This is a genomic window from Micromonospora sp. CA-259024 (assembly GCF_050936255.1).
Lineage (GTDB): Bacteria > Actinomycetota > Actinomycetes > Mycobacteriales > Micromonosporaceae > Micromonospora.
In genome coordinates this window covers 2,513,452-2,535,459 of record NZ_JBNJND010000002.1, presented here as the reverse complement: position 1 = coordinate 2,535,459, position 22,008 = coordinate 2,513,452, and the positions used below count along the sequence as shown (strand labels likewise).

The 22,008-nt window shown below is 71.3% G+C and carries 19 protein-coding genes; 4 read left to right on the top strand and 15 right to left on the bottom strand.

Translation table 11 applies throughout. From position 1 onward, the window contains the following. Positions 1-21: 21 nt before the first annotated feature. Both ACQEUX_RS31390 and ACQEUX_RS31385 read right to left on the bottom strand, forming a co-directional pair. A complete protein-coding gene (locus ACQEUX_RS31390; protein ID WP_030329023.1) occupies positions 22-426 on the bottom strand; it encodes a roadblock/LC7 domain-containing protein in 405 nt (134 codons plus the stop codon). Further along, a complete protein-coding gene (locus tag ACQEUX_RS31385; protein ID WP_433056201.1) occupies positions 423-4,010 on the bottom strand; it encodes a nitrate- and nitrite sensing domain-containing protein in 3,588 nt (1,195 codons plus the stop codon). Before ACQEUX_RS31385 ends, ACQEUX_RS31390 begins: the two co-directional genes overlap by 4 nt. A 502-nt stretch (positions 4,011-4,512) precedes the next feature. On the opposite strand from ACQEUX_RS31385, the gene ACQEUX_RS31380 reads away from it, so the two are divergent. After that, the gene (locus ACQEUX_RS31380; protein WP_433056200.1) at positions 4,513-4,806 is read left to right on the top strand and encodes a hypothetical protein; all 294 of its coding nucleotides are present in this window, start codon (positions 4,513-4,515) and stop codon (positions 4,804-4,806) included. A gap of 11 nt (positions 4,807-4,817) precedes the next feature. Here ACQEUX_RS31380 and ACQEUX_RS31375 read toward each other — a convergent pair whose 3' ends face one another. The 3 genes from ACQEUX_RS31375 to ACQEUX_RS31365 form a co-directional block, all read right to left on the bottom strand. Continuing rightward, positions 4,818-5,876, bottom strand: coding sequence for an IS110 family transposase (locus ACQEUX_RS31375; RefSeq protein WP_433046162.1), 1,059 nt, complete (start codon positions 5,874-5,876; stop codon positions 4,818-4,820). 251 nt (positions 5,877-6,127) lie between these two features. Continuing rightward, positions 6,128-7,201 (bottom strand): adenosine deaminase, encoded by a 1,074-nt coding sequence (locus ACQEUX_RS31370; protein ID WP_433056198.1) that lies wholly within the window; start codon positions 7,199-7,201, stop codon positions 6,128-6,130. Between the two features lie 52 nt (positions 7,202-7,253). After that, on the bottom strand, positions 7,254-7,670 hold the full coding sequence (locus ACQEUX_RS31365; RefSeq protein ID WP_433056196.1) for a PPOX class F420-dependent oxidoreductase: 417 nt from the start codon (positions 7,668-7,670) through the stop codon (positions 7,254-7,256). A 58-nt stretch (positions 7,671-7,728) separates the two neighbouring features. Here ACQEUX_RS31365 and ACQEUX_RS31360 point away from each other — a divergent pair, with 58 nt between their 5' ends. Together ACQEUX_RS31360 and ACQEUX_RS31355 are read left to right on the top strand one after the other, a co-directional pair. After that, on the top strand, positions 7,729-8,217 hold the full coding sequence (locus tag ACQEUX_RS31360) for a MarR family winged helix-turn-helix transcriptional regulator (protein ID WP_433056194.1): 489 nt from the start codon (positions 7,729-7,731) through the stop codon (positions 8,215-8,217). Between the two features lies 1 nt (position 8,218). Further along, on the top strand, positions 8,219-9,103 hold the full coding sequence (locus ACQEUX_RS31355) for a putative RNA methyltransferase (RefSeq protein ID WP_433056191.1): 885 nt from the start codon (positions 8,219-8,221) through the stop codon (positions 9,101-9,103). Positions 9,104-9,105: 2 nt separating this feature from the next. On the opposite strand, the gene ACQEUX_RS31350 is transcribed toward ACQEUX_RS31355, so the two are convergent. The 9 genes from ACQEUX_RS31350 to ACQEUX_RS31310 all read right to left on the bottom strand — a co-directional run bounded on the left by ACQEUX_RS31350 (position 9,106) and on the right by ACQEUX_RS31310 (position 19,445). Continuing rightward, complete coding sequence (locus ACQEUX_RS31350) at positions 9,106-9,786, bottom strand: DUF4272 domain-containing protein (RefSeq protein WP_433056189.1); 681 nt, start codon at positions 9,784-9,786, stop codon at positions 9,106-9,108. Positions 9,787-9,896: 110 nt separating this feature from the next. Further along, positions 9,897-11,180 (bottom strand): thymidine phosphorylase, encoded by a 1,284-nt coding sequence (locus tag ACQEUX_RS31345; RefSeq protein ID WP_433056188.1) that lies wholly within the window; start codon positions 11,178-11,180, stop codon positions 9,897-9,899. A gap of 146 nt (positions 11,181-11,326) precedes the next feature. Next, positions 11,327-12,031, bottom strand: coding sequence for a cytidine deaminase (locus tag ACQEUX_RS31340; RefSeq protein ID WP_433056186.1), 705 nt, complete (start codon positions 12,029-12,031; stop codon positions 11,327-11,329). A gap of 173 nt (positions 12,032-12,204) precedes the next feature. Next, positions 12,205-13,485 (bottom strand): ABC transporter permease, encoded by a 1,281-nt coding sequence (locus ACQEUX_RS31335; RefSeq protein WP_433056184.1) that lies wholly within the window; start codon positions 13,483-13,485, stop codon positions 12,205-12,207. A gap of 3 nt (positions 13,486-13,488) precedes the next feature. Continuing rightward, the gene (locus ACQEUX_RS31330; protein ID WP_433056182.1) at positions 13,489-14,856 is read right to left on the bottom strand and encodes an ABC transporter permease; all 1,368 of its coding nucleotides are present in this window, start codon (positions 14,854-14,856) and stop codon (positions 13,489-13,491) included. Beyond that, on the bottom strand, positions 14,853-16,400 hold the full coding sequence (locus ACQEUX_RS31325) for an ABC transporter ATP-binding protein (RefSeq protein ID WP_433057273.1): 1,548 nt from the start codon (positions 16,398-16,400) through the stop codon (positions 14,853-14,855). Before ACQEUX_RS31325 ends, ACQEUX_RS31330 begins: the two co-directional genes overlap by 4 nt. Positions 16,401-16,649: 249 nt before the next feature. Continuing rightward, positions 16,650-17,717 (bottom strand): BMP family lipoprotein, encoded by a 1,068-nt coding sequence (locus ACQEUX_RS31320; protein WP_433057271.1) that lies wholly within the window; start codon positions 17,715-17,717, stop codon positions 16,650-16,652. A gap of 276 nt (positions 17,718-17,993) precedes the next feature. Next, complete coding sequence (locus tag ACQEUX_RS31315) at positions 17,994-18,335, bottom strand: hypothetical protein (protein WP_433056180.1); 342 nt, start codon at positions 18,333-18,335, stop codon at positions 17,994-17,996. Between the two features lie 102 nt (positions 18,336-18,437). Beyond that, positions 18,438-19,445, bottom strand: coding sequence for a hypothetical protein (locus tag ACQEUX_RS31310; RefSeq protein WP_433056178.1), 1,008 nt, complete (start codon positions 19,443-19,445; stop codon positions 18,438-18,440). Positions 19,446-19,541: 96 nt separating this feature from the next. Between ACQEUX_RS31310 and ACQEUX_RS31305 the strand changes: the two genes are divergently transcribed. Beyond that, positions 19,542-20,147: a TetR/AcrR family transcriptional regulator gene (locus tag ACQEUX_RS31305; RefSeq protein WP_433056176.1), complete on the top strand. Its 606-nt coding sequence runs from the start codon at positions 19,542-19,544 to the stop codon at positions 20,145-20,147. A gap of 49 nt (positions 20,148-20,196) precedes the next feature. Here the strand turns inward: ACQEUX_RS31305 and ACQEUX_RS31300 are convergent, their stop codons facing one another. After that, entirely contained in the window at positions 20,197-22,002 is a 1,806-nt protein-coding gene (locus tag ACQEUX_RS31300; RefSeq protein WP_433056174.1) for an alpha-amylase family glycosyl hydrolase, read from the bottom strand. Between the last annotated feature and the right edge of the window lie 6 nt (positions 22,003-22,008).

The window sequence follows — 22,008 nt, the reverse complement described above, 5'->3', positions numbered from 1 at the left end:
GACCTCACGATCGGCGCGGCGTCAGCCCAGCATGCCCGCAGCCGCACGCGGCTGCGGGGTCAGCGCGTCGCCCACCCGGTCGACCAGCAGCGCCATCTCGTAGCCGACCTGGCCGACATCCGAGCTGCGGGCTGCCAGCACGGCGAAGGACGAGCCGTCCGAGATGGACATCAGGAACAGGAAGCCATTGTCCATCTCCACGACGGTCTGCAACACCGCGCCGCCCTCGAAGCAGCGAGCTGCCCCCTGGGTCAGGCTGACCAGACCCGACGAGATCGCGGCGAGCTGGTCTGCCCGGTCCCGCGGTAGATCCCGTGACGACGCGAGAAGCAGGCCGTCCGCCGAGACGGCGACCGCATGCGCGACACCGGGCACCCGGTCGGCGAAGTTGGCCAGCAGCCAACCAAGATCCTGCGTAGTTGTCATCCTTCTTGCTCCTTCTGCCCGCTCCCGGCCACCGGGCCTGAGCCAGACTGCGAGGATTGCCCTCCCGGAGTTGCCTCCGGGCTGGTCGGGTTGTCCGAGGTGCTACGCCCTCGCTGCACGCCCCGGTGGTAGGCGGAGAGCAGGCCACGGACCGCCTCCGGGGAACGCCGCTGGACCGAGGTGGTGGGCTTTTCTACCGCACCCGGCACCAGCTGCGCCATCGGCTTGCGCTTCGGCAGACCGGTCGTGGTGGTCTCGCTGACCGGCACCGCGCCAGCCGCCGCCGAAGCAGCACGCCAGCCGTCGTCGGCAGCGGTCTGCCAGCCGTTGGTCTGCGGTTGGGGCCGGCGGTTCGGCAGGCTCTCCGCGAGGCCGGGGCGAGCGCCCTCGTTCGCTGTGGAGCCGTTGTCCCGCGGCGCTCCTCCGGCCGTCGGAGTGTCTGCCATCGGTTTGTTACCTGTCGTCCCGGGTGGTGTCTTGTGGACTGCCCGACCGGTGGCCTCGACCGTGGCGAACTGCTGGGTCGCGGTGTCGCCGTTCGTTGCCGGCTGGGCACCGGCCGCGCCCTCCTCCGAACCCGGGCGGCGGGTGCGGAACCACGCCGACTCGAGCTCCCGGAAGATCGGCAGCTCCATCGTCTCGTCCGCGTACCGCTGGCGGTTCTGCGCCTGCGGCTGCTGCGGCGCCGGCCGACTCTGCGGGGCCGGGGCCGGGGCGGGAGCTGGCGGCTGGGCTACGGCGGCCGGCTGCTCGCCGGGTCGCGGCACCCGCGGCAGCTCCGTCGTCATGTCCAGAGCGGCGGCGAGCCGCTCCGGCACCGGCGGGGTCGCCGCTTCCCGGTCGCCACCCGGCACCGGCGGCCAGGCCGGGGGTGCGGGGGCGCTGGGGGCCTGCGCGGGCGGGGCCGATCGGGGGGCGAACCCACTGAACGACTGGCCGGAGGCGGGCGGCGCCGAGTACGGCTGCCCCGAATATGGCTGCCCGGACGCGGGCGAGGCCGACACCGGCGACGCGGACACCGGCGGACCGGCGTACGGCTGCCCGGAGGCCGGGGCGGCGGACACCGGCGAACCGCCGTACGGCGCACCCGAGTAGGGATGCCCGGAGTACGGCTGGCCGGAGGCGGGCGAGGCGGAGACCGGCGCGCCGGAGTAGGGCTGCGCGGAGACCGGCGGCGCAGAATACGGAGGCGCCTCCGGGCTGCTCGGCAACTGCCGGGGAATGGACGGCTGCTGGCCGGCACTCGTGGTGTCGTCCCCGGCGCGGCGCTGCGGCAGCGGGTCGATCGGCTGGCCGTTGGCCGGCCGCGGGGTGAACCCGTCGCCGCCGTTGACGCCGTTCGTCCCGGCCGCGCCGGTCAGGTCGGACCAGGCCGGCATCGAACGGTACCCACCGTTGTTGGCGGGGGTGCCGGCACCGTTGCGCGACGCGGGTTCGAACGGGCGACCGCCGAGGGTGACCTGGTTGCCGGACTCACTCGGGCGAGGACCGTTGCCCAGCGCGGGCAGCGCGCCGAAGGTCGGGGCGGGCCCGCCGTGCTGGGGGCCACCGGCCGCGGGCAGGGCCGGGGGCTGCTGCACCCGGCCGGAGAGCGCCCGGGGCACCAGCACCGAGGTGGGCAGGGTCACGTCGGCGACCGTGCCACGGTCGGCACCGGGGCGCAGCTCGACCCGGACACCGTGCCGGGACGCCAGCCGGGCGACCACGACCAGGCCCATCATCCGGGACACGGCCACGTCAACCTGCGGCGGCGTCGCGAGCCGCTCGTTGAGGTCGTGTAGCTGTTCGGCGCTGATGCCGATGCCGCGGTCCTCGACGTAGAGCGAGGAGCGGTCACCGACCCGGCGGGCCTCGACCATCACCTGCGAGTCGGGCGGGGAGAACGCGGTGGCGTTGTCGAACAGCTCGGCGACGAGGTGCACCAGGTCGTTGACCGCGTGCGCGGCGACCTCGATGTCGCGGTCGATGACACCGAACTCGATCCGGGTGTAGTGCTCGACCTCGGACTGCGCGGCGCGCAGCACGTCGATGAGCGCGGCCGGCTCACGCTGTACGCGGGTGGAGTCGGCACCGGCGAGCACCAGCAGGTTTTCGTCGTTGCGGCGCATCCGGGTGGCCAGGTGGTCGAGCTGGAACAGCTCGGCCAGCCGGTCCGGGTCCTCCTCGCCGCGCTCCAGCCGGTCGAGGTGCCCGATGAGGCGGTCGACCAGGATCTGCGAACGGCGGGCCAGGTTGACGAACATGGTCGCGACGGAGGCGCGCAGTGCCGCCTGCTCGGCGGCCGTACGGACGGCTTCCAGGTGGACGGCGTTGAACGCCTCGGTCACCTGGCCGAACTCGTCCTTGCTGCGGACCGGCAGCGGCTCGGCGATCTGGTTGGCCAGCTGCACCGGGGAGAGCTGCCCGACGACCTGCGGGTCACGCAGCCGTGCCACGGCCTGAGGCAGACCGTACTGGGCGACGGAGAGTGCGCCCTGCCGCAGCTCACGGAGTGAGCGGGCCATCGAGCGGGCGACCAGGTACGCGAAGAGGATGGCCAGCAGCAGCATGCTGAGCAGCAGGCCGGTCTCCAGGAACACCTGACGCTGAACGTCCGAGCGGAGGTTGTCGGCCTCGGCGACCACTTCGCGATCGAGCTTGGTCTCGACGGTGCGGATCAGCTTGGCGTTGGCCGTCATGGCCGACTCCCACTGGTCCGGGCCGAACGGCGCGTTACGCATGTCGCCGGTGGTGTTGCCGTCGATCCAGCCGGTGTAGTTCTGTGCCTCTCGACGGTCACCGCCCGCAACCGTCTGGTCGTGGAACTTCGCGTCGTCCGGGGTGGCGACCGCCTTGAAGCTCTGCAACGCCTGCTGCTGGCCGGTGCCACTGGCGATGTAGTCGGTGCGCAGCGCCGGAGTCAGGCGCTTGCCGCCCTTGACGCCCAGCGCGCGGTGCACGACGACACGGCGTACGGCGAGGAACTCCTTCTCCCGGGCGACCGCCGCGGCGGCGCGCATCCGGTCGCTCAGGTCGTTGTCACCGGCGAGCTGCGTGGCCGAGTCGCGGATGGCGAGCAGGTCACTGATCAGGCCCTCGTACGCCTGGACGGTCTCGGTGAGCGCGAGCTTGCCGTTGAACACCTGGCTGCGGATGCCCGGCAGGTCCTTCAGGTTCTGGTCGATGCCGTCGAGCAGACCTTCCAGGCTGCTCGGCAGGTCCTCGATCTCGGCCCGCTGCTGCCGGTAGGGGCCCGTCTCCTGGTCCACCCGGGAGTTCACCCGGTTGTAGGCCTCCTGGTACTGAGCCGTCGGCTGCGTCCCGTCCGCACCCAGCAGCAGCACGGCGGCGGTCCGCTCGTCCTGCAGTGTGTCGACCAGGTTGCCCGAATAGCTCGACAGGTTGGCCAGGTCGCCGGCTCGGTTGGCATTGTTGAGCGTCTCCACGTGGTCGACAAGACCACTGGTGCCCACCACAACCGTGGCGATGGTCGGCACGATCATGATGAGACCGAGCTTGGACCAGATCGGCATGTCCCGGAGCCGGCTGGCCGGCCGGCGCAGCCGCGACAGGAAGGAGCCCGCCGTCTTTGGCCGTTTGCTCACGTCACCGCCCTCGCGATTACAGCTTCAACGCGTTGCCCCGGGCAACGCCCAGCGACCGACCCGGCGGGTCGGACCCCCGAGATTCCATCACGCCCGTCGACAAGAAGAAAGCCCAGGTTGTCACCTACCGAAGGTGTGATGAGATGTTGATGCGATTTGATAGCAGTCCGTCTGGCCGGAGTAACTGAAGGTAATGGAACATCCGCACCGCGTTGTCCTGCTCGCGGGCCCCTCTGGGTCCGGAAAGTCGTACATAGCGCAGCAAACCGGGTTGCCGGTGCTCTGCTTGGACGACTTCTACAAAGACGGTGATGACCCTACGTTGCCACGACGAAACGGCCAGGTGGATTGGGAGTCGCCACTGTCCTGGGATGCCTCGACGGCAGTGGAAACGATTGCCCGAGTGGCTCGCGAGGGTCGGGCCGATGTGCCGGTTTATGCGATCGGCGCGGATCGACGGGTAGCCACCCGGCCATTTGATCTCGCCGGATCGCCACTTTTCGTGGCCGAAGGGATTTTCGCCGCCGAGATCGTCGAGGAGTGTCGCCGCCGCGGACTGCTCGCCGGGGCGTACGCGCTGCGTCGGCCTCGCGGGGCGACCTTCCTGCGCCGGTTGGCCCGCGACCTGGCCGAGCAGCGCAAGGCTCCCCGGGTGCTGGTCCGGCGCGGCGTGGCGCTCCTCCGAGCCGAACCCGCGGTGCTGCGTCGGCAGACCGGCCTGGGCGCGGAGGCGGCCCGCGCCCGGGAGGTGCTGCGCCAGGTGGCCGGCCTGCTCGCCGGCCACCCGCACTCCTGAGGAGGACGCTCCTATGCCGGGTCAAGTGTTTGGGGTGGGGTTTCGAGGCGTCGGTAGATTTCGCGGGCGACGTAGCGTTTGAGGCAGCGTTTGATCTCTCGGTCGGTTTTGCCTTGGGCGCGGCGCCGTTCGGCGTAGGCGCGGGTGTCCTGGTCGCGTTGTAGGCGGGTCAGGACGATGGTGTGCAGGGCGCGGTTGAGTTGGCGGTCGCCTGAGCGGTTGAGCCGGTAGCGGATGGTCTTTCCTGATGATGCGGGGATCGGGGCGGCGCCGGCGAGCATGGCGAACGCGGCGTCGTTTCGGCAGCGTCCGGGGTGGGACCAGGCGGTGAGCACGGTGGCGGCAACGATCGGTCCGACTCCGGTGAGGTCGAGTAGGTCGGGTCGCCAGGAGCGGACGATCGTGCGGATCGCCCTTTCGTGTTCGGCGGCTTCGGCTTCGAGGAAGCGGACGCGGCGGGCGAGGTCGCGCAGCACGGTCAGGCAGGTGAACACGTCGATATCCGCGCTGCTGGAGGGGCGTAGTCGGGTGGCGGTGGTGAGCATGGCCCGGGTGCTCTGGCCGCGGAAGCGGGCCCGCACCACCTCGGGAGCGGTGATCACCAACGCGTGCAGCTGCCGCTGAGCGTCAGCACTGGCTTCCACGGCCGCTCGGCGGGCGGTCAGCCGCACCTGCAGTGCTGCTCGTTGCGCGCCGGTCTTGGGCTGCGCCAGCCGCGTGCGGGCCAGGGCGTCGCGGGCGGCGCGTTCGGCGTCGATCGGGTCAGACTTCGCCCCGGCCCGGCGGGCCGGTCGCAGCGGCCGGTCCAGTTCGACGAGCAGCTCACCGGCATCGGCCAGGTGTCGGGCGAGGCCGGCGCCGTAGCCGCCGGAGCCCTCGAGGGCCCAGGCCCGCAGCCCTGAATGCTGTCCGGCCAGGGCCACCAGCTGCGCGTAGCCGTCTGCGTCGGTGTTGACCGTGATCCGCGCCAAGACCCCGCCGGTGCGGGTATCGAGCAGCGCAGCAGTGTGGGTGTCTTTGTGCGTGTCGACGCCGATGACGACCTCGACCAGATCTGCCAGCATGGACATGCGTTCTCTCCTCACCGTGGGGACGCAAAGGTCCGGTCCGGTGCGGAGATGGCAGGACTGTGATGAGACACGCCAGCCGCTAACTGGCGGTCAAGCTCCTGATCAGGCCAAACGTCTCCCGCCGGGCCGGCGCCGGCAGCAGCGGACGGACAAGTCCAGCCAAAGGCACAAAGCCAGTCAGGCCAAGAGTCACGCCCACCACTGCCAGCTATCAGCTCACCACTGCTGAACCGACCCCGCCATGCTCACAGTCAGGCCAGCAGCTTGGCGTACGCTGGCTTGATCACCTCATCGATGATCCGCAGCCGCTCGTCGAACGGGATGAAGGCGCTCTTCATCGCGTTGATGGTGAACCACTGCAACTCCTTCCAGCCGTAGCCGAACGTCTCCGCCAACAGCCACATCTCCCGCGACATCGAGGTGCCGCTCATCAGCCGGTTGTCGGTGTTGACGGTGACCCGGAACCGCAGGTCCCGCAGCAGGCCGATCGGGTGGTCCGCGATCGAGGCCACCGCACCGGTCTGCACGTTCGACGAGGGGCACAGCTCCAGGGGGATTCGCTTGTCCCGGACGTACGCGGCCAACCGGCCGAGTGCGCCGTCGGGGGCGATGTCGTCGACGATCCGCACCCCGTGGCCGAGCCGGTCCGCCCCGCACCACTGGATCGCCTGCCAGATCGACGGCAGACCGAACGCCTCACCGGCGTGGATGGTGAAGTGGAAGTTTTCCCGTTGCAGGTACTCGAAGGCGTCCAGGTGCCGGGTGGGCGGGAAACCCGCCTCGGCGCCGGCGATGTCGAACCCGACCACCCCGGCGTCGCGGTGCCGCACGGCCAGTTCGGCGATCTCCTGCGAGCGGGCCGCGTGCCGCATCGCGGTGAGCAGGGTGCCCACCCGGATGGTCAGCCCCGCCTCGACGGCCTGGGCGGTGCCCTCGGCGAAACCGGCCAGCACCGCCTCGACCACCTCGTCCAGGCTCAGGTCCCGCTCCAGGTGCTGCTCCGGGGCGAAGCGCACCTCGGCGTAGACCACCCCGTCGGCCGCCAGGTCCAGTGCGCACTCGCGAGCCACCCGGCGCAACGCCGGCGCGGTCTGCATGACCGCCACGGTGTGCGCGAACGTCTCAAGGTAACGCTCCAGCGAACCGGAGTCGGCCGCGTCCGCGAACCAGCGTCCCAGCGCCTCCGGATCGGTGGTGGGCAGCTCGTGACCCACCTCCGCGGCCAGGTCCACGATCGTCGCCGGCCGCAGCCCCCCGTCGAGGTGGTCGTGCAGCAGCGCCTTCGGAACCTTGACGATGTCCTCGTACCGGATAGTTGCGACCATGCTCAGACCCTAGTCAGCGACCCTGGCGGACCGGGACGGGACCGGCCGGGTGTCACGGCCGCCAGCCGTAGACCCGGTCCACGGCGAGGCGGATCACGAGTCGCCCGTCGGCGACCATGGCGGCCCGGTAGTCCGCCCAGTCCGGGTGCTCGCCGCGAATCCTCCGGTAGACCTCGACCAGCTCGTCGACCGTCGCGTCGGCGATGGCGGCGGCCGGCTGGGTGAGGGTCACCGTCCCCTCGGCAACCGCGTACGCGCCACCGTCCGGGGTGGTCACGTGGAAGCTGGCCCGGGGATCGCGGCGCAGGTTGCGCACCTTCGCCCGGTCACCGGTGGTGGAGCAGCGAATCAGCGCCGGCTCGGCCAGGTAGTCGAGGTTGGACAGCTGGGGTCGGCCGTCCCGGCGCAGGGTGACCAGCACCCCACGCCCCCGCTCACCGAACAGCTCCCACAGATGATTAGTTGACATGTCATCGACCGTAGGGGGTCGTTCGATGACATGTCAACAAAATGGCTAGACTGGGAGCATGGGCGCGCCACGGTGGCTGGACGAACGGGAGGACCGCGCGTGGCGTGGTTACCGCCGAATGCGTCGGCTGCTCGACCTGGAGCTGGCCCGGGAGCTGACCCAGGACGCCGACCTCTCCGAGGCCGACTACGACGTGCTCTCCGACCTCTCCGAGACACCGCAGGGGCGGCTGCGTCTGCGGGAGCTGGCAGACCGGATGCTCTGGTCGCGCAGCCGGCTCTCCCACCACCTGACCCGGATGCAGCAGCGCGGCCTGGTGACCCGCGAGGAGTGCGCCGACGACGCCCGGGGCTCGATCGTGGTGCTCACCCCGGCCGGCCGGCAGGCCATCGAGTCCGCCGCCCCCGGCCACGTGGCCGCCGTCCGCCGGCACCTGATCGATCTGCTCACCCCGGCGGAGATCGACGCGCTCGGCGCGCTCACGCACCGGGTGGTTGACCACCTCAGCGGGCGGGCACCCCGCCCACGGCACGATCCGGCGGCCTGACGTGGACCCCCGCATCCTCGACCGGCTGCGCTGCCCGGTCTGTGGCGAGCCGCTGGCCGAGGCGACCGCCGGCACGGCCAGGGCGCTGCGCTGCCCGCGCCGGCACAGCTTCGACATCGCCCGGCAGGGGTACGTCAACCTGCTCGCCGGCCGCGCCCCGCACGTTGGCGACAGCGCCGAGATGGTCGCGGCCCGGGCGGACTTCCTCGCCGCCGGGCACTACGACGTCATCTCGGCCGCCCTCGCCGCTGCCGCGACCCGGGCCGTACAGCAGCTCGGCGCGGCCGGACCGGAGGCGGCGGCGCTCGAGGCGTACCCCCTGGTGGTGGATGCCGGCGCCGGCACCGGCCGGTACCTCGGCGCGGTGCTGGCGGCGCTGCCGGACGCGGTCGGTCTGGCCCTGGACGTCTCCAAGCCGGCGCTGCGCCGCGCCGCGCGGGCGCATCCCCGGGCCGCCGCGGCGCTCGCCGACACCTGGCAGCGACTGCCGCTCGCGGACGCCTCGACCGCCGTGCTGCTGAACGTCTTCGCCCCGCGCAACGGCCCGGAGTTCCACCGGGTGCTCGATCCGGCCGGCACGCTGCTGGTGGTCACGCCCGACGCCGACCACCTCGCCGAGGTGGTGGACGCCCTCGACCTGCTGCGGGTCGACCCGGACAAGGCCGACCGGGTGAGCGGCAGCCTCAGCGGGCACTTCACTCCGGTCAGCTCAGCCGTACACCGGGTGGAGCTGACCCTGACCCGGCCGGAGGTCGCCACCCTGGTCGGGATGGGCCCGAGCGCCTGGCACACCGACCCGGGCGCGCTCACCGCCCGACTGGCGGCGCTGCCCGAGCCCGTCCGGGTGACCGTGGCGATCCGAATGGACGCGTACCGACCCCGCTGAGCTCAGGTCGAGAGGTCGACCTCTTCCCAGCCGGGCGGCTCGTCGTGGTACGGCCCGCGCAGGATCACCGCCCACTCCAGCGCCCAGCGCCGCTGACCGATCGCGTTCGCGTCGATCAGCCCCGGCGCCCGCCGGCCGCCGCGTTCGGTCTCCAGGTACGCCCAGTCCAGGCAGTAGTGCAGGTCGAGCAGCGCGGCCGCGTCGGCCGGATGCTGCGGCGCGGTGAGGATCCGAGACTGCCAGCGCGGGAACGTCTCCCCCTCGGCGATGTGCGGCAGCCGCTCGACCAGCCGCTCGTCGACGGCCAGGGTCGGGTCGAGCTGCTTGCTCAGTCCGAGCACCCAGGCCAGCGCGAAGAGCGCGTCGTGGTGCAGCACGAACGAGCGGTGATCGCCCTTCCCGCCCATCACGAACTGCCACTCCGGCGGGGTGACCATCTCGACCAGGTGCGAGCCGAGCAGCCAGCTCATCGCCGCCTGCGGGGGCATCCCGAAGCAGCGAGCCAGGATCAGGTGCAGCACGGCAATCCGCGCCTCGATCTCCGCGGTGGGGCGCAGCTCGATCTGGTCGCCCGGCTCCCAGACGAGGGGAAACTGCGCCGGCGGCAACGGCAGGCCGAGCCGGGACAGCTCGTCCAGGCTCGCCTCGCGCACCTCACGTGGGTCGGGGGCAGCAACGGTCACGGCGGATCTTCCTGTCTGCTCGCGCCGGCTCAAGGCCGGTTGTCCCCCTTGGCCTGCGAGAATAGCGCTCCCAGGTGACCGGCACCACGCCACCCCGGCCCCCCGCTGGATCAGCCGATGCGCTCGATGACCAGCGGTGCCGCCGCCGGGGCGGTCGGTGCGATCCGCACCGCGCGGGCGGCCTCGGCCAGCGCCGCCGGGAGCCGCGTCGCATCCTCGGCCCGCAGCTCGTAGAGGGGGTCACCGGCCCGCACCGCGTCGCCCGGCCGCTTGTGCAGCACCACACCGGCCGGCACGCTGACCGGGTCCTCCTTGCGGGCCCGACCCGCGCCGAGACGCCACGCCGCAACTCCCATGGCGTACGCGTCGATGGCCGCGACGTGCCCGTCCCGCTCAGCACGGACCACCTCGACCTCGGCGGCCTCCGGCATCGGCGCGTCCGGATCACCGCCCTGTGCACGGATCATCGCCCGCCAGGAGTCCATCGCCCGGCCGTCACGCAGCGCCGCCGCCGGATCGGCGTCGGGCAGGCCTGCGGCGTCGAGCATCTCCCGGGCCAGGGCCAGCGTCAGCTCCACCACGTCGGCGGGCCCGCCGCCGGCCAGCACCTCGATCGACTCGGTCACCTCGACCGCGTTGCCGATCGCCAGGCCGAGCGGGGTGGACATGTCGGTGAGCAGGGCGACCGTCCGCACGCCGTGCGCACCGCCCAGCTCGACCATGGTGCGAGCCAGCTCGCGCGCCTGGTCGACGGACTTCATGAAGGCACCCGAGCCGACCTTGACGTCGAGGACGAGCGCGCCGGTGCCCTCGGCGATCTTCTTGCTCATGATCGAGCTGGCGATCAGCGGGATGGCCTCGACGGTGCCGGTCACGTCGCGCAGCGCGTACAGCTTGCGGTCGGCGGGGGCGAGCCCGGCACCGGCCGCGCAGATCACCGCGCCGACCTCGTCCAGTTGGGCGATGAACTCGTCGTTGCTCACCGTGGCCCGCCAGCCCGGGATCGACTCCAACTTGTCCAGCGTGCCGCCGGTGTGCCCGAGACCCCGGCCGCTCAGCTGCGGTACGGCCGCGCCGCACGCGGCCACCAGCGGGGTGAGCGGCAGAGTGATCTTGTCGCCGACGCCGCCGGTGGAGTGCTTGTCCACGGTCGGCCGGCGTACCGCCGAGAGGTCCAGCCGCTCACCGCTGGCGATCATCGCGGCGGTCCACCGGGCGATCTCCGGGCCGGTCATGCCGTTGAGCAGGATCGCCATCGCCAGCGCGGACATCTGCTCGTCGGCGACGACCCCCCGGGTGTACGCGTCGACCACCCAGTCGATCTGCGCGTCCGACAGCACCCCGCCATCCCGCTTGACCCGAATAACGTCAACAGCAGCAAAACCACTACTCATCAGAAGATCTTTCCTAGTCGAATGGCAGAACCGAACCGCGGCCGGTGACCACGACGGGGCCGGGGCCGACCGGGGCCGGCGGAGGGATCAAGCCTGACCGCCCGGAGCCGGGCACGGTCGGCCCCGGCCCCCAACCGCAACCACAATCAAGCCCAACGCACCGGGATCTCCGCAGGCGGCTCACCCTCACCGGCCCAGAAGATGGTGCCGGTCGCGTCCACCACCACGACCCGGGGCGACCGCGCCAAGCCCCAGGTGATCGCCTCCGCCGGGTCGTCCCAGCTCGGGGCCTCCTCCAGCACCCCGGTCTCGGCACCGGCATCGTCCCCGGCCGACCGTTCCCAGTACGCCGTCCAGACCTGCTGACCGGCGGACATGTCCGGGTGCACGAAGACGGTGCCGCGCCCGCGCCAGGCGGCCAGCCGCTCCGGGACCACCGGCACCGGCGTCTCCCCGGTGACCGCCTCCAGGTCCTCCACGCCGAAGGCGTGTGGCAGCAGCTCGGCCATCCGCAGCGGGCGGGTCTTGGTCTCGATCAGGCACTCCGGCCCGCCGTTCTCCCAGAGCAGCTGCCGACAGCGGCCACACGGCATCAGCGGTTCGCCGGTGGCGTCGACGCAGGAGAGCGCGACGATTCGACCGCCGCCGGTGGCATGCAGGCTGGAGACCACCCCGCACTCGGCGCAGAGGGTCACCCCGTACGCGGCGTTCTCCACGTTGCAGCCGACCACCACCCGGCCGTCGTCGACCAGCGCGGCCGCGCCGACCGGGAACGTCGAGTACGGCGCGTACGCGTGCCGCATCGCGTCGGTGGCGGCGGCGCGCAGCCGCGCCCAGTCAATGTCGGTCATGCCATCATTCTGCCGAAGTGACCCAGGTCAGAAGCGGGCAGGGCTTCGGGAAGCTCGGCCGCGCCACCGCATCCGGGTGCGGTGATCAGGTGCTGAGAAGTAGGTCGGAGATGGTCCTGGCACCTACTTTCTCAACACCTGATCGAGGTGAGAGCGGTGGTGGGCGACGTCGGTCAGCCCTTGATGTACGGCTTGCCGTCGGCGGCGGGTGCCCGAACCCGGCCGACCAGCCCGGCGACCGCCAGGATCGTCGCCAGGTAGGGCAGCATGGCCAGGAACTGGCTGGGGATGACGCTGTTGATCGCGCCCAGATAGGTGGCGAGCTGGTCGGCGAAGCCGAAGAAGAGCGCGGCGAGCAGCGCGCCGGTCGGGTTCCACCGGCCGAAGATCAGCGCGGCCAGCGCGATGAAGCCCTTGCCGCCGATCATGTTCTTGGTGAACGAGTAGAGCGCCAGCGTGTAGGACGCCCCGCCGATGCCGGCGACCACGCCGGCCAGCAGTACGTTGCGGTAGCGCACCCGCAGCACCTTGACACCGAGCGTGTCGGCGGCGGTCGGGTGCTCACCGACCGAACGGGTACGCAGCCCCCACCGGGTGCGGAACAGCCCGATGTGGATCACCAGCACCAGGAGCAGCCCGAGGTAGAGGAAGATGTTGCCGCGGAACAGCGCCGGCCCGAGCACCGGAATGTCCCTCAGCAACGGGATCTCCCAGTTGCTGAAGCGGGGGGCGCTGTTGTACTTCGCCGCGTCGGTCTGCATCAGCCGCTCGTAGAGGAAGCCGGTGACACCGACCGCCAGCAGGTTCAGCACGATGCCCATGACGACCTGGTCGACCAGGTAGCGGATGGCGAAGACGGCCAGCAGCAGCGAGATGAACGCGCCACCGATGGCGGCGGCGACCAGGCCGACCCAGACGCTCCCGGAGATGCTCCCGAACAGCGCACCGCTGAACGCACCCATCAGCAGTTGGCCCTCGATGGCCACGTTGACCACGCCGGACCGCTCGCAGAGCACCCCGGCGAGCGCGCCGAAGATCAGCGGTAGGGCCAGGATGAACGTGCCCCGGATGATGTTGACCAGCGGCATGAAGTTCTGCCCGGTCGGCGCGGCGGAGACCTGCCAGCAGAGGAACGAGAGCACGAAGCCGACGAGCCCGACGCCGAGCACGGGAAGGAACCACCGCTTCGGCACCCCGGCGAGCAGCGCCGCGCCGGCGGCGATCGCGATGATCCCGAACAGGATCGCCCCGATCGTGCCGTTGATCTCCAAGGCGGCACCGGCCGCGTCGTCGCTGAGCGTGAACCGGGCCTGCTGATCGGTGGCGAGCGCGCCGAAGAGCACCGCCGACAGCAGGCCGAGCCCCAGCAGCGTGAGGCCGACCTTGCGGCTACGGGTCCAGAAGCCCTCGTCGACCGGGGCGACCGCGATGTCGGGGACAGCCATGGTGGACATGAGTTACCAGCCCTTCGCCAGGCTCGTCTGCAACCGGGCGGCGCGCGCGGCCCGGAGCTGGAAGATCGCCTTCACCAGGGCCGGCGCGGCGATGAAGATGACGATCAGCGCCTGGAGCACGGTCACCAGCTCCAGCGAGATCCCGGAGTACGACTGCATCCGGTTGCCACCGGCCTGCAACGCCCCGAACAGCAGCGCGGCGAGTAGCACGCCCCAGGGCTTCACCCGCCCGAGCAACGCCACCAGGATGCCGTCGAAGCCGATCTGCGCGACCACCAGCGGGGTCAACGCGCTGGCGGTGGAGCCGAGCACCATGTTCGAGCCGCCGAGGCCCGCCAGGATGCCGGCGAAAACCATGATCAGGATGTACGTCCGCGTGACGCTGATGCCGGCGGTCCGGGCGGCGTCCGGGTTGGCGCCGACCGCGCGCAGCTCGAAGCCGAGCGTCGAGCGGTTCAGCAGCCAGGCGACCGCCCAGGTGGCCAGCACGGCGAGCAGGATGCCGGCGTGCACCCGCAGGTTGTCGCCGAGCAGTCGGGGCAGCTGGGCCGAGCTGTCCACCGCCTTGCTGATCGCGTCGGTACGGGCCGGGTCCTGCACACCGTTCTGCACGATCAACCAGGTGAGGAAGTACGTGGCGACGTAGTTGAGCATGATCGTGTTGATCACCTCGTGCGCGCCGGCGCGGGCCTTGAGGATGCCCGGGATGAAACCCCAGATCGCGCCACCCAGGGCGCCGGCCAGCACCGCCACCAGCAGGTGCAGACCGGGCGGCAGCGGCAGCAGGAAGCCGGCCAGCGCCGCAATGATCACGCCGATGGTGGCCTGGCCCTGCGCGCCGATGTTGAACAGGCCGCCCCGGAAGGCCAGCGCCACCGACAGGCCGGTGAAGACCAGCGGCGCCGTGTAGGTGAGCGTCTCGGAGATCGGCGCGAGCACGGCCTGCCAGCTGTTGGTGCCGTTCAACCAGCCGGCGAACGCCTCCGGGTCGAAGACCGAGCCCTTGAACAGGTTCGCGTACGCCTCGCTGACCAGCGTCCAGCTGGCGCTGAACGCGTCGGACGGACGCGCGGTGATGTACGAGTAGGTGGAGAGCACCGCCGGATCAGAAATGATCATCAGCACCGCGCCGACCACGATCGCCAGCACCAGCGACAGCAGGGTCACCGTGAAGGTGTTGGCCGCCCAGAGGTTGTCCAGGAACAACCGGCCCAGGCTCGGCTTCGGCTCCGGCTCCGGCTCGGGCGTCGACGGGCCGGGCTTGGTCGCCTTCTCCGCCTGCTCGGTGTTGCCGAGCGCGTTCTGCGCGGCCTGCGCCTCGCTCGCCGGTTCCTTGTCCGGCGAACCGGACTGCGGGGTGGGGTCGCTCATGCCTCGTCCTCGTTCACGGAGCCCGCGTCGCTCGCCGGGCTCCCGTCGGTAGCCGCGCCGTCGGTCGGCACGGCATCCGTACCGCGCTCGTGGGCCGCGTCCGGGCTGATACCGGCCATCAGCAGGCCGATCTCCTCACGGGGGGTGTCCGGGCCGACGATGCCGATGATCCGACCGCGGTACATCACCGCGATCCGGTCGGCCAGCCCGATCACCTCGTCGAGTTCGCTGGAGACCACCATGACGGCGGTGCCGATGTCCCGCTCGCGAATGATCCGGCTGTGGATGAACTCGATCGACCCGACGTCGACGCCACGGGTCGGTTGGGCGGCGATGAAGAGCTTCAGCGGCCGGGACAGCTCCCGGGCCACGATCACCTTCTGCTGGTTACCGCCGGAGAGGGTGCCCACGGCCGCTTCGGCCGATGAGGTGCGGACGTCGAACTGCTCGATCCGCTCCTTCGCCGAGGCTGCGATCGCGTCCGGCTTGAGCGCGAGCCCGGAACCGAACGGCGGCCGGTCGTAGATGTCCAGCACCAGGTTCTCGGCGACGCTGAACTCCTTGACCAGGCCGTCCACGCTGCGGTCCTCGGGCACATAGCCGACGCCCGCGCGGAGCACCTTCTTCGGCGTCCAGCCGTCGATCCGGTCGCCGACCAAACTGACCGTGCCGGCGAGCACCGGCCGCAGGCCCATGATCGCCTCGATCAGCTCGGTCTGACCGTTGCCCTGTACGCCCGCCACGCCGAGCACCTCGCCCGCGCGCACCGTCAGGTCCACACCGTCGACCGCGCGGATCTGCCGGTCGTCGTCGACGACCAGCCCGCTCACCTCCAGCACCGGGTCACCCGGCGTGGCCGGGGACTTGTCCACAGTGAGCCGGACGTTACGGCCGACCATCAGCGCGGCCAGCTCGTCCCGGCTGGCCTCCGGCGAGGCGGTGCCGACGGTCTTTCCACGCCGGATCACCGTGATCCGGTCGGCGATGGCCTTGACCTCGCCAAGTTTGTGGGTGATGAAGACGATCGACTTGCCGGCCGCCTTGAGCGACCGCATGACCGTCAGCAGTTCCTCGGTCTCCTGAGGGGTGAGCACGGCGGTCGGCTCGTCCAGGATGAGCAGGTCGACGTCGCGGGTGAGCGCCTTGACGATCTCGACGCGCTGCTGGATGCCGACCGGCAGGTCCTCGATCACCGCGTCCGGGTCGACCCGCAGGTTGTAGCGCTCGGACACCTCGGTGACCTCGCGCCGGGCGCGCCGCCGGTCCAGGAAACCGGCGATGCCGCCTCTGACCTGCTCGGCGCCGAGCATGATGTTTTCGGCGACGGTGAAGACCGGCACCAGCATGAAGTGCTGGTGCACCATGCCGATCCCAGCCCCGATCGCGTCGGACGGGCCCTTCAACTTCAACGGCTTGCCGTCGACCAGGATCTCGCCCTCGTCGGGCTGGTAGAGCCCGTAGAGCACGTTCATCAGGGTCGACTTGCCCGCGCCGTTCTCGCCGAGCAGGGCGTGAATCTCTCCAGGCTCCACCGTCAGGTCGATGTGGTCGTTGGCGACCAGATCACCGAACCGTTTGGTGATGCCGCGCAGTTCGAGTCTCAGCGCAACCTCCTGGAGTGCGAGCGATGGTGCAGCGTAGCTGCCGTCAGACCGGACCGGACCGGCCGCCGTGGTGCGCGACCGGCCGCTCCGACCCGGCGGGTCACCCGCAGGGCCAGAGCGGCCGGATCGGTCGTACCTGTTCCCTGCCGCCCCCCTGGTGATGATCTCACCGGAGGGGCCGGCCGGTCGTCACTTGGTCGGCTGAGCCTTGGAGGTGACGGTGATGGTGCCCGCGGCGATGTCCGCCTTGATCTTGTCGACCTCGGCCTTCAGCTCGGCCGGAACCTTGCTGTCGAAGTCGTGGTACGGGGCGATCGAGACGCCGGTGTTGGCCAGGGTGCCGACGAAGCCCGGCTTGGCCGGCAGCTTGTCGCCGGCGGCGGCCTTGAGCACGGCCTCCTTGACGGCCTCCGGGATGTTCTTGACCACGGTGGTGATGATCGCCGAGCAGTCCGGGGTGCTCTCGCAGCCGTCGACGTCCACCCAGATGGTGCTGTACTTGCCGCCCGAGGCCTTCGCGGCGGCGGTGGTGCCGAGGCCGGAGCCGCCGGCGACCGGCATGATGATGTCCGCGCCCTGGGCGACCAGCGCGTCGGAGACCTTCTTGCCCTCGTCCTGCTTGGCGAAGTCGTTGGTGAAGGAGCCCTTCTGGGTCTCCTTGTTCCAACCCAGCGCCTGGACGTTCTTGCCCTTGGTGGTGTTGTAGTACGCCACGCCGTCGACGAAGCCGTCCATGAAGATGGTCACCGGCGGGATCGGCAGACCACCGTAGGTGCCCACCTTGCCGGTCTTGCTCATCCCGGCGGCCAGGTAACCAGCCTGGAACGCGGCCTGCGCGGTGTCGAACTGCATCGGGTAGACGTTGGCGTCACCCGGGTTCGCGTCGACGATGCCGAACTCCTGGTTCGGGTTGGCCTTGGCGATCTTCGAGGTGGCGTTGGCCATCAGGCCACCGACCGCGAGGATGAAGTTGCACTTCTGGTTGACGTACTGCGTCAGGTTCGGCTCGTAGTCGGCCTCGGCCTTCGACGCGACGAACTTGATGTCGATGTTGTCGTTGGCGGCCTTGGCCTCCTGCAGACCCTTCCAGGCCGAGGTGTTGAACGACTTGTCGTCGATGCCGCCGACGTCGGTCACCATGCAGGCGCTGAACTTGCTGGCGCCACCGCCGGCGTTGTTGTCATCCTTGGGGGCCTCGCCACACGCGGCGGCGGTGAGCGCGAGCCCACCCACCGCGAAGATCGAGGCGATCCGCATCCCACGCACCGAGCGCAAGACGTCTCCTTCCCATTGCACACCGCGCCTAGTGCGGTGGCAGCCCATCAGCCGACCTGCGGTGTGCCGCCGGCTGTCCCACGTTACGGACGGGAGCGTACGCCCGCGCCCACCCACCGGCCGACAATCGTGCACGACTGTTGAGCGCCTGTTACCCGGGTGTAACCCTTGCGTGGGGCAAGTCACTCTTCGTGCTGGTAAGCAAGCGCCGAGGCGTCCGCAACGTCCGTTTTTCGGGGGCGGCTCCCTCTCCGGACGTTACCGCCAAAAGACCGCGACCGCCGCGTTGACCAGGGTCAGACCGACGATCGCGAGGAAATGACCACGGTTTACCACGTCCCGCTTCCGGGAGAAGAAGACCATTACGAAGATCAGCACCGCGATGACGAGCTTGGTAACAAGCTTCGCCGGCGCCGGCTCGTCCCCGTCGCGCAGCGGCGCGCTGAGCCCGATACCGGTCAGCAACTGGATCACGGCGCCCCAGAGCATGGCCGCGTTGATCCGCAGCCGGCCACTGACGTACTGGGCGATCGAACCGCCCAGCAGCAACGCGAACCCGATGAGATGGACGTAGAGAAGGATCAGCCTCAGTGCTTCCACGGGACACATCCTCCCCTATCAACGACACTTTGTAGTAGGGGGGCGGCCGGCGCGGCGCGCCCCGGCCCGACGAGTTAGGCACCCGGCCTGCGGACGGAGCGATCAGGCCGCGGCCACCGCGGAGCGCTCGGCCGCCGGACCGCCGGCCACCGGCGCCGATCCGGCCCGCCGGGCGAACAGCACCAGGAGCAGCCCCGCCACGGCGTATCCGGCGAGGATCGCCACCGCCTGCCCGGCATCGGCGCCACCGAAGAAGGCGGCGGAGCGCAGCGCGGTGCCGCCCGCGCCGACCGGCAGCCACTGCCCGATCTCGCCCCAGGGCTGCGGCAGCAGCTCGGGAGCGGCGGAGACGGCCGAGAGCGGGTTGCCGACCAGGAACACCAGCAGTGCGCCGAGCCCGATCCCCAGCCGGCCGAGCACCGCACCCAGCCCGGCGACGGTGGCCGCGGCGGCGAGCGCGAAGAGGCCGATCACGCTCCCCTCGGCGAGCCGGCCCCCGTCGATCACGCCAAGCCAGTCGTGCAGCACGACGACGCCCGCCACCCCGGCGAGCACGGCGTAGGCCGCCAACCCGGCCAGCCGGGCGGTCCGCCCGCGCACGAGGAGGGTCAGCAGCGCACCGGCCAGCAGGCTGGTCATCGCGAACGGCAGGAAGCCGGCGGCGAATCCGGCGCCCCGGGGGTCGTCCGGATCGGCGGGGACCACCGACACCACCGGCACCGGCCGGCCGGCGGAGACCTGCCCGGCCGCTTCAGCGAGCAGTGCGGCGACCGTCGGGCTGGCGGCCGGCGCGGTATGCAGGGCCACGCCGTCCGGGCCGGCGACGAAGGCCGCGTAGACCTCGCGGTCGCGCAGCGCCCGGTCGGCCGCTTCGGCGTCCGGCAGGGTGGTCACCGCGAACGCGCCGGGCCGGGCCGCGGTGAGCCGGCCGGCCAGGTCCCCGGCCACCGGTGCCGGCCCGGCAACGGCGATCGGCAGGTCGCGGGGGGCGAGGTTGGCCGCCGGAGCGGCGAAGAGTGGTACGAGCAGCGCCTGCACCGCCACCGCCAGGACGGCGACCAGGAGGGCGAGCTGCAACGGCGAGCGGCTGCGGGTGGGCGACGGGGACATGGCAATCTCCTAAAACGAACGCTCGTTCTCTGATAGAAGAGTGCGCCGTGAGCCGTCGATGCGTCAAGAACGAATGTTCGCTTTACACTGTGCGACGTGCCACGGGTCTCCGAAGAACACCGCACCGCCCGCCGCCGGCAGATCGTCGAGGCCGCCCGCCGGTGCTTCCTGCGGGAGGGCTTCCACCGCACCTCGATGCAGGACGTGATCGCCGAGGCCGATCTCTCGGTGGGCGCGGTCTACCGCTACTTCCCGAGCAAGACCGACCTGATCAACGCGATCGCCGAGCAGGCGATCGGCGGTGCGGGTCAGGTGCTCACCGAGCTGACCCGGCAGGACCCGCCGCTGCCGCTGCTGGCGGTGCTCGACCGGGTGCTGGCGTACATCGAGACCCAGCTCGACGAGGATGGTGCGCTGCGCATCGCGATCCAGGTCTGGGGCGAGTCGCAGCGCGACCCGGCACTGGCCGCCTTCGTCGCCGAGACGTACACGGGCTTCCGCGAGCACTTCACGGCCCTGGTCCGGCGGGCCCAGCGGTCCGGCGAACTCCCCGCCGACGCCGACCCGGCGGCCACCGGAGCGGCGCTGTTCGGCCTGGTCCCGGGCTGGTTCATCCAGCGCCTGCTGACCGGCGTCCCGGACCGCGCGACCTACCTGACCGGGGTGGCGGCCCTGCTCGGCGCGACCCCGCGATCGTCCTGAACCCCGGCGGCGAACCGTCGCACCGACCAGCAGGAGCGCGAGCCCGAACTCAGCCCAGCCGCCAGACCTGGAAGGTGGGGCCGTCGCCGGGCAGCGTCACCGCACCGTCCGGGCCGGGCCGCAGCGCGGGCGCGCCGCCGTACAGGTTCTCGCCGACCCCGAGCCCGGTGAGCCGGACCGGTTCGGCGGTCGACCGCCGGGCCAGCACCAGCACCGCACCCATCGGCGATTCCCGCAGGAAGATCAGAGTGTCCGGATCGTGATGCAGCCAGCGCAGGCCACCGTGGCGTAGTGCGGGCTCGGCACGACGCAACGCGAGCAGCGACCGGTACGCGGCGAAGGTGCCCGCGTCCCAGCTCCGCGGCCGGTGCCACGGCATCGGGGTACGCGAGGACTCGCCGTTGGTGCCGGTCAGGCCCAGCTCGTCCCCCGCGAAAATCATCGGGGTGCCGGGCATCGTGGCGAGCAGGCCAGCGGCCACCTCCTGCCGGGCCGCGTCGCCGACCACCGTCCGAATCCGGGCCGAGTCGTGTGAGCCGAGCAGTTGCCAGGAGTGCGCGTACGAGCGCCAGGAGATCAGCGACCGGTAGGCGTCCATGGTGGCCAGCACCGTGCGGGCGTCCCGCCGGGGCACACCGCCCGGGGTGCCGAGGAAGTTCGGTACCGGCTGGTCGCCGTGCCGCAGCCAGGACCAGACCGGGTCGGTGAAGCCGACGTAGTTCATCGTGCCGTGCCAGCCGTCGCGGTCCAGGTCGCCGGTGTGGTCGTGGCCGTGCTCGGCCATCAGCAGCCCGTCCGGCCGGTCCCGCACGAGCACGGTGCGCAGCAGTGCCGCCACCTCGTGGGTGTACGCGTCGACACCCCGCCGACCGGTCATGTTCGCGACGTCGACCCGCCACCCGTCCAACGCGTACGGCGGTCGCAGCCAGCGGCGCAGCGCCGCGTCGTCGGCGCTCGCGAATCGGCGGCGTAGCTCGGCGCTACCCCAGTTCAGCTTCGGCAGGGACGTGACACCGTTCCAGGACTCGTAGTCCCCGGTGGTCTCGTCGAAGTAGTACAGCCCCCGCTCGGGCGCGTGCACGTCCGAGGACGCGACGGTGAACCAGTCGTGCGCGTCGCCGGTGTGGTTGCTGGTGATGTCGCCGATCAGCCGCCAACCCCGGGCGCGTACCGCGTCCGCGAGTCGGGCCAGCGCGGCGTCCCCGCCGAGCAGCGGATCGACCCGGTCGAAGCTGGCCGCGTCGTAGCGGTGGTTGGATCGGGCCGGGAAGATCGGGGTCAGGTAGACCGTGTTCACCCCGAGCCGGTCCAGGTGGTCCAGCCGCTCGGCGATGCCGTCCAGGTCGCCGCCGTAGAACTGGTGCGGCGTCTCCGGGCCGCGCCCGACGACCGGGGTGTCCCAGTCGCACGGGATCGCCCAGTCCGGCAACGGCCGGGTGTCGGCCGCCGCCGAGCGGGCGAACCGGTCCGGGAAGATCTGGTAGATCAGCGCGTCCCGCGCCCAGGCCGGCGGCGGGGCATGGGTGACCAGCCTGAAGTCGCCGTGGTCGGGCACGTCGTGGTCGGCTGGTCCGGCGGCGTTCAGCCACCGGGGTCCGCCGCGGCCGGAGAGCAGGAAGCGGTAGTTGCTCACCGGGTTGCGGACCTCGACCTCGGCCCGCCACCAGACCTCGTCGCCGTCGACACGGTCCACGGTGGCTTCCCCGAAACGGGGCTCACCGTCACCGGTGGTGCGTACGTGCACCTGGCTCACATCGGCACCGGCCGGCACCCGGACGAAGACGTCGACGATCTCCCCCAGCGTGGGCTCCTGTTGGGGAACGTAGAGCGGGGATCCGTCGTGGTGGGGTTGCACGGCAGG